The organism is Kitasatospora sp. NPDC056181 (genome assembly GCF_042266225.1).
Classification (GTDB): Bacteria; Actinomycetota; Actinomycetes; order Streptomycetales; family Streptomycetaceae; genus Kitasatospora.
The window spans coordinates 1-7136 of the sequence record NZ_JBHJUK010000258.1 but is presented as its reverse complement, the minus strand read 5'-3'; the positions used below and the strand labels follow the sequence as shown (position 1 = coordinate 7136).

Below are 7136 nucleotides of genomic sequence, written 5' to 3'. Positions count from 1 at the left end.
GCCCGAGGCCGGAGCGGACGCGGGAGCGCGGCCACGTCCGTCCGGGGCCGCAGGCGATCGCCGGCCCCGGACGCCCGTCCGGCGCGCTGCGGCGGATGCCGGCGGTGCTACTTCGCCGGGGAGTCCACGACGACCAGCTCGCCGACGCCCTCCGCCAGGACCGACTGCGCGTCGGGCGGCATCCCGGCATCGGTGATGAAGCAGCCCACCTGGTCCAGTCGCGCGAAACTGCTCAGCCCGATCGCTCCCCATTTCGTGTGGTCGGCCACCACCACGACCTGGCGCGCCCTGGCGATGAATGCACGATTCGTCTGGGACTCGGCCAGGCCGGGACTGGTGAGGCCTTCCTCCTCGGTGACGCCGTGGGTTCCGAGAATCAGCTGATCGGCGTGGAGCGACATGATCGTGTGCTCGGCGACGGGCCCCACGAGAGCCTGGGAACGGGTCGAGGAGCCTCCGGTCAGGAGAACGACCGGGGCCTGTGCACCCGGTGCGGCGTGACTCCGGAAGAGCACCTCGATCGGAAGCGAATTGGTGAGAATCGTCAGATCGGGGATGCCGAGGAGCCGCTTGGCCACCGCATAGGTCGTCGTCCCGCCGCCGAGGGCCACGACGCTGCCCGGCCGGACGAGACCGGCGGCGGCAGCGGCGATCTCGGCCTTGGCCGTGGACTCCAGCGTCGACTTCGCGTCGAAGCCGGGTTCCTCCGTGCTCCTGGAGGCGGTGACCGCTCCCCCGTGCACCTTTTCCAGGAGGCCCTTCCCCGCGAGTACGTCGAGGTCGCGGCGAATGGTCATGTCCGAAACGTCGAAAGCCGCGACCAGGTCCGCCACCCGAACGGCGCCGTCGCGCCGAACCGATTCCACGATCAGTGCACGGCGCTGCTGGGCGAGCAATCCCTGATCCGCCACGGCACTCCCCGCATTCCCGATGCTCGTTCGACGGGCCGAATATAGCGCAGCGCCCGTAGGCGGTTCAGGGGTCGGCCGTCCGCAGTGCGACGTTCCGGAAACGCCCGGAACGCTGACGGACACGCCCCTACCGCCCGCGCACCGTCCGAAGCGCGATGCCCCGGTCCCTGCACGTTCCGCCCCGGGCTCCAGCCCGACCGGGGCAGCCCGACCGGGGCAGCCCGACTGGTCGTTCCGGCCGAGGCGCCCCGTACAGGGTAACCGCTTTCCAGTGCTCCTGCCGACCTGCTCCTGCCGACCTGCGCCCGCCGCCCCACCCGCGGGCGCCCCCGACGGCGGATCCACCACCGGCCCGGAGACGGCGACGCGACTGGCACCGAGCAGCCTGGGCACACCGTCCGAGCCTCCCCCGGCGGTGACGACCGCACCGCCCGGGCGCGCAGGCCGACCCCCGACGATCAGACCCGGCCGACCGTGCTCCGTCCCGATGCCGGTCCGGCACCGCCCCACGGTGCCCACGGTGCCCTGCCGGAGACCGCGCCCGAATGTTCGAGACGACGGCAGCGAGCAGGGCGTCCTTGAGTTCACCGACTCGGCGCTGGACCCTCCCACCGTGGGAGGGTCCACCATGATGGCGTGCGAGACGAACTCCTCACCATCGGGCGCTTCGCCCGCCTGTGCCGGCTCAGCGTGAAGCAGCTGCGGCACTACGACGAGCTGGGGCTGCTGCCTCCCCTCCACGTGGACGCCGGCTCCGGCTACCGCTACTACGCACCCGAACAGGCCCGTGATGCCCTGACCATCGCGCTGCTGCGCGAGATGGATCTTCCCTTGGCCGTGATCGCCCGGGCACTGGCTGCCGGGCCTGAGCGCAGGGCAGGGATCCTGCGCGCCGAGCGGGATCGGCTGGCCGAGCGGATCAGCAGGGACCAGGCCCGGCTGGAGATGCTGGAGCGGCTGGCAGAGGGCGGTCTGCCCGGCTACGAGGTGACCCTGGGCAGAGAGCCGGAGCGACGGCTGGCGGTGGTGCGAGCGGTCTGCACCCCCGCGGAGATCGGGACCAGGGTCGAGGAGTGCGTAGGTCGACTGCTGCCCGTGCTCGGCAGGACGGGAACCGCGTGGGAGCCGCCGCTGTGGGGGCTGTACCCGCTCGATCTGGAGGAGCGGATGGAGATCGCCGTCGGGGTGCGGACCCCGCAGGGGGAGGCCGTACCCGGCCTGGAATTCGAGGAGCTGCCGGGCGGACTCGTTGCCGAGACCGTACACATCGGGCCCTACGCGCAACTTCCCCTGGCCCCCAACGCACTCTTCGCCGCCGTCCACGAACGCGGACTGCGCCCGCAAGCACCCGTACGCGAGGCGTATCTCGTCGGACCGGCAGAGGCACCACAAGAAGAACTGATGACCCGACTGGTCATCCCCGTCCAGGAGAGCACGGCATGACCACGGTATTGGACATCGACGCCCGCGGCACGCAGCACTGCGAGACGACGGCCCTGGGCGTGCTGCTGCGGCACCAAGGACTCGATCTGTCCGAGCCCATGCTGTTCGGCCTCGGCTCCGGCCTGTCCTTCATCTACTGGGACGGCAAGAACATGGGCTTCCCCTTCCTCGGGGGACGGGTCAAGCCCTTCGACCTCACCCGAGACCTCGCCACCAGGCTCGGGCTGGAACTCCTGACCCAGGAGACCACCTCCCCGCGCAAGGCATGGGACAACGTGGCGGCCGCCATCGACGCCGGCCACCCCGTCGGACTCCAGCTCGACAGCTACCACCTGGACTACTTCGACTCGAAGGTCCACTTCGGCGGCCACGTCGTCGCCATGTACGGCTACGACGACCACCGTGCCTACCTGGTGGACACCGACCGGCAGGGCGGAGCCGTCTCCACCAGCCTGACCAGCCTCGCCCGGGCCAGGGCCGCGCGTGGCCCGATGACTGCCAGACACCGGTCCTTCGCTCTCACCGCTCCAGGCAACCTGCCCGCCCCGCACGGACGGATCGTCCCCGCCATCACCGCGTGCGCCGACGCCTTCCTCAACCCGCCCATCGCCAACCTCGGCCACCGCGGCATCGAGAAGGCCGGCAGGCTGGTACGCACATGGCTCCAGCGCACCGACAACCCCCAGCGCGATCTGCCGCAGGCCGCCCTGTTGATGGAGAAGGCCGGCACCGGCGGCGCCCTGTTCCGCAACCTCTACCGCGACTTCCTCGCCGAATGCACCGATCTGCTCGACAGCAGCCACCTGCGCACCGGCCACACGCTGTACACCGAGGCGGCCATCCTGTGGACGGAGGTCTCGGCACTGATCAGGAGGGCTGGTGAATCGGGCGACGAGCAGTGCCTCGTCCAGGCCGGCTCGGTCCTCGGCGATCTCTCACGCGTGGAGCGCGAGGCCATGCAAGCACTGAGCCGCCTGGGGAACGAGCCCCCGAGCGTGATCCGGCCCTGACAGCCTTCAGGAAAGCCTTCGTTTGTCGAAGACCGCCGATCCGACGGCCTGAAGGCCCCCGGAGCCTTCAAAGACTTCCTCGAAAACCCCGGTGGTTCGACAACTCCGGTCCGGCGCCCGCCGGGGGTGGTGGTGTCGCCGCCCGTCACCCACCGCCCGCGACTCCCCGCCCGTCACCCCCCGCCCGCGCCACCCGCCGGCGCCGTGCTGCCGCGTGCCACCAGGGCCACGCCGAGCGGCGCCTGCCGGGCCGGTGAGGCGCCGTCCGCGATCAGCTGGACGGCGCGCTCGCCGGCCTCCTCCAGTGGCAGACGGACCGTGGTCAGCGACGGCCGGAGGTCCACCGCGAACGGCACGTCGTCGAAGCCGATGACGGACACCTCCTCCGGAACGGCCCGCCCGAGGTCGTCCTGCAGCGCCGTCAGCACTCCGGCCGCCATGACGTCGCTGAGGGCGAGCACCGCCGTGACACCGGCATCGGCGGCGAACAGTCCGAGCGTCGCCTCCCGCCCGCCCGACCGGGTGAAGTCGGTGAACACCACTCTGCTGTCGGGGAGTTCACCCCCGAGCCGGGCCCACGCCGCCCTGATCCCGGCCAGGCGCCGGTGAACGGTGAGCAGGCCCGCGGGGCCGGCGACCACACCGATCCGGCGGTGGCCGAGCCGCCACAACTCGGTCGCCGCGATCTCCGCCCCGCCGCCGTGGTCGAGCGGGACGAACGGCTCGATGCCGCGTTCCCCGATGCAGGCCACCTGGCCGCCGTCCGACCGGAACGCGTCCAGTTCCGCCGTGAACCGCTGCGTGAGGTCCCGGTCGACCGAGCCGCTGCCCGCGATCACCAGGGCGCGGGCGCGCTGGGCCCGGAGACCCCGGACGTACTCGATCTCCAGCTCGGGGTCGCCGGCGGTCGCGGCGATCATGACCATCAGCCGGTGCCGCTTGGCGGCGCGCATGGCGCCGGCGGCGATGGCCGAGAAGTACGGGTCCGCGATGTCGTGCACGAGCAGGCCGACCACGGAGGTCGAGGAGCGGGCGAGGGCCTGCGCCGGGGCGTTGGACACGTAGCCGAGCTCGCGGGCGGCGCCCTCCACCTTGTGGCGCAGCTCCTCCCCCACCGTGCGGGGCCCGCCGTGGAGCACCCGCGAGGCCGTGGCGATCGAGACCCCGGCGTGTTCAGCCACGCGCTGGAGGGTCACGGCTCCGGTGGATCGCTTGGCACGGGTGGTTGACCTCGGGTTCGGCATGCTCGTAACGTACCGCGGTAAGCGCTTACCAAGAATTTCCCACCCCTCCCCCAGACCCGAAGGAACCCGCCATGCCCCGCAGAGTGATCGGCATCGTCATGAACGGTGTCACCGGCCGGATGGGCTACCGCCAGCACCTCGTCCGCTCCGTCCTGGCCATCCGCGAGCAGGGCGGCCTGCCGCTCGGCGACGGCGAGGTCCTGTGGCCGGAGCCGATCCTGGTCGGCCGCAGTGCCCACAAGCTCAAGGAACTCGCCGATCGCCACGGCCTCACCCACTGGACCACCTCCCTCGACGAGGCCCTGGCCCACCCCCTGGCGGAGGTCTACTTCGACGCCCAGGTCACCCCGGCCCGCGAGGCCGCCCTGCGCGCCGCGATCGCCGCCGGCAAGCACGTCTACACCGAGAAGCCCACCGCGGAGTCCCTCGCCGGCGCGCTCGAACTCGCCGCCCTCGCCCGCGAGGCCGGGGTCTGCAACGGCGCCGTCCAGGACAAGCTGTTCCTGCCGGGCCTGCTCAAGCTCAAGCGGCTGGTCGACGGCGGCTTCTTCGGCCGGATCCTCTCGGTGCGCGGCGAGTTCGGCTACTGGGTCTTCGAGGGCGACTGGCAGGACGCCCAGCGCCCGTCCTGGAACTACCGCGCCGAGGACGGCGGCGGCATGATCCTCGACATGTTCCCGCACTGGCGCTACGTGCTGGACCACGTCATCGCCCCCGTCCGGTCCGTGTACGCGCACACCGCCACCCACATCCCGCAGCGCGTCGACGAGCAGGGCCGGCCCTACCCGGCCACGGCCGACGACGCCGCCTACGGCATCTTCGAGCTGGAGGGCGGTATCACCGCCCAGATCAACTCCTCCTGGGCGGTGCGCGTCGACCGCGACGAACTGGTCGAGTTCCAGGTCGACGGCACCGAGGGCAGCGCCGTCGCCGGGCTGCGCAACTGCCGCGTCCAGCACCGCGCCACCACCCCCAAGCCGGTATGGAACCCCGACCTGCCCGCCACCGAGCCCTTCCGCGACCAGTGGCAGCAGGTGCCCGACAACGGCGAGTTCGACAACGGCTTCAAGATCCAGTGGGAGCTGTTCCTCCGGCACGTCGTCACCGGCTCGCCCTACCAGTGGGACCTCCTGGAAGGCGCCAAGGGCGTCCAGCTCGCCGAACTCGGCGTGCGTTCCGCCCGCGAGGGCCGCCGCCTCCCCGTGCCCGACCTGACGCTCTGACCTCCGGCCCCGCACCCCGACACGCTCCGGCCCCGCACCCCGACACGATTGCGTTGACACCATGACCGTCATCGACCTGCCCGGCCTCGGCCGCCACCGGATGTCCGAGCCCACGCACCTGCCCGCCACCGCCGCGCCGGCCACCTCCCGGATCGCGTACGCCGCCGCCCACGTCGTCGCCGACCCGCTCGGCGGCAACGCCGTCGGCGCGCCCGCCGTCGTCGACTGGGACGCCACCCTCGCGTTCCGCCGTCACCTGTGGTCCCTCGGCCTCGGCACCGCCGACGCGATGGACACCGCCCAGCGCGGCATGGGCCTCGACTGGCCCGCCACCCGCGAGCTGATCACCCGCTCCGGCGCGGAGGCCCGCGCCACCGGCGGTCTGCTCGCCTGCGGCGTCGGCACCGACCAGCTCACCCCCGGCGACCACCGCCTCGACACGATCGCCCGCGCCTACGAGGAACAGCTCGCCGTGGTCGAGGACGCCGGCGCACAGCCGATCCTGATGGCCAGCCGGGCCCTGGCCGCCAACGCCCGCACCCCCGACGACTACCTGCGCCTCTACTCCCACCTGATCGCCCAGTCCGAGCGGCCCGTCATCCTGCACTGGCTGGGCGAGATGTTCGACCCGGCCCTGGCCGGCTACTGGGGCTCGCCCGACCTCGACAGCGCCACCGCCACCGTCCTGGCACTGATCGAGGAGCACGCCGACCGGATCGACGGCATCAAGGTCTCCCTGCTGGACGCCGACCGGGAAGTCGCCCTGCGCCGGGCCCTGCCCCCCGGCGTGCGCCTCTACACCGGCGACGACTTCCACTACCCCGAGCTGATCAAGGGCGACGAACTCGGCCACAGCGACGCCCTGCTGGGCGTCTTCGACCCGATCGCCCCGGTCGCCGCCGCCGCACTCGGCGCCCTCGACGAAGGGGACCTCGACCGGTACGACGCGCTGTTCGCCCCGACGCTGCCGCTCGCCCGGCACCTGTTCGCCGCGCCGACCTACCACTACAAGACCGGCATCGTCCTCCTCGCCTGGCTCGCCGGCCACCAGGAGCACTTCACCATGGTCGCCGGCGCGCAGAGCGGCCGTTCCGTCCCCCACCTGGTCGAGCTCTTCCGGCTCGCCGACGCGGCCGGCGTCCTGCCCGACCCGGACCTCGCCGCCGACCGCATGCGGCGGTTCCTCGCCGTCGCCGCACCGCTCGGCTGAGGAATCCCCCCTCCCGGCCGGGGGGGGGGCCCCCGCGGGGGGGGGGGGCGCCCCCCCCCCCCCCCCCCCCCCGAAGGCGGGGGGTATAAAAAAAA

The 7136-nt window shown here is 72.4% G+C and carries 6 protein-coding genes; 4 read left to right on the top strand and 2 right to left on the bottom strand.

Going from position 1 to position 7136, the window contains the following annotated elements:
* Nucleotides 1-107 precede the first annotated feature (107 nt).
* Complete coding sequence (locus ACFC1F_RS42170) at nt 108-911, bottom strand: DeoR/GlpR family DNA-binding transcription regulator (protein ID WP_376166982.1); 804 nt, start codon at nt 909-911, stop codon at nt 108-110.
* Between the two features lie 636 nt (nt 912-1547).
* Here ACFC1F_RS42170 and ACFC1F_RS42165 point away from each other — a divergent pair.
* Together ACFC1F_RS42165 and ACFC1F_RS42160 are read left to right on the top strand one after the other, a co-directional pair.
* Nucleotides 1548-2354: a MerR family transcriptional regulator gene (locus ACFC1F_RS42165; protein ID WP_376166980.1), complete on the top strand. Its 807-nt coding sequence runs from the start codon at nt 1548-1550 to the stop codon at nt 2352-2354.
* Nucleotides 2351-3364, top strand: a complete 1014-nt coding sequence (locus ACFC1F_RS42160) for a BtrH N-terminal domain-containing protein (protein WP_376166978.1) — start codon at nt 2351-2353, stop codon at nt 3362-3364. The genes ACFC1F_RS42165 and ACFC1F_RS42160 overlap by 4 nt, the downstream gene beginning before the upstream one ends.
* A 173-nt stretch (nt 3365-3537) precedes the next feature.
* Here the strand turns inward: ACFC1F_RS42160 and ACFC1F_RS42155 are convergent, their stop codons facing one another.
* Nucleotides 3538-4545: a LacI family DNA-binding transcriptional regulator gene (locus tag ACFC1F_RS42155; protein ID WP_376166976.1), complete on the bottom strand. Its 1008-nt coding sequence runs from the start codon at nt 4543-4545 to the stop codon at nt 3538-3540.
* Nucleotides 4546-4679: 134 nt separating this feature from the next.
* Between ACFC1F_RS42155 and ACFC1F_RS42150 the strand changes: the two genes are divergently transcribed.
* Nucleotides 4680-5831, top strand: a complete 1152-nt coding sequence (locus ACFC1F_RS42150) for a Gfo/Idh/MocA family protein (protein ID WP_376166974.1) — start codon at nt 4680-4682, stop codon at nt 5829-5831.
* A gap of 61 nt (nt 5832-5892) precedes the next feature.
* A complete protein-coding gene (locus tag ACFC1F_RS42145) occupies nt 5893-7041 on the top strand; it encodes a dihydrodipicolinate synthase family protein (protein ID WP_376166972.1) in 1149 nt (382 codons plus the stop codon).
* The last annotated feature ends 95 nt before the right edge of the window (nt 7042-7136 follow it).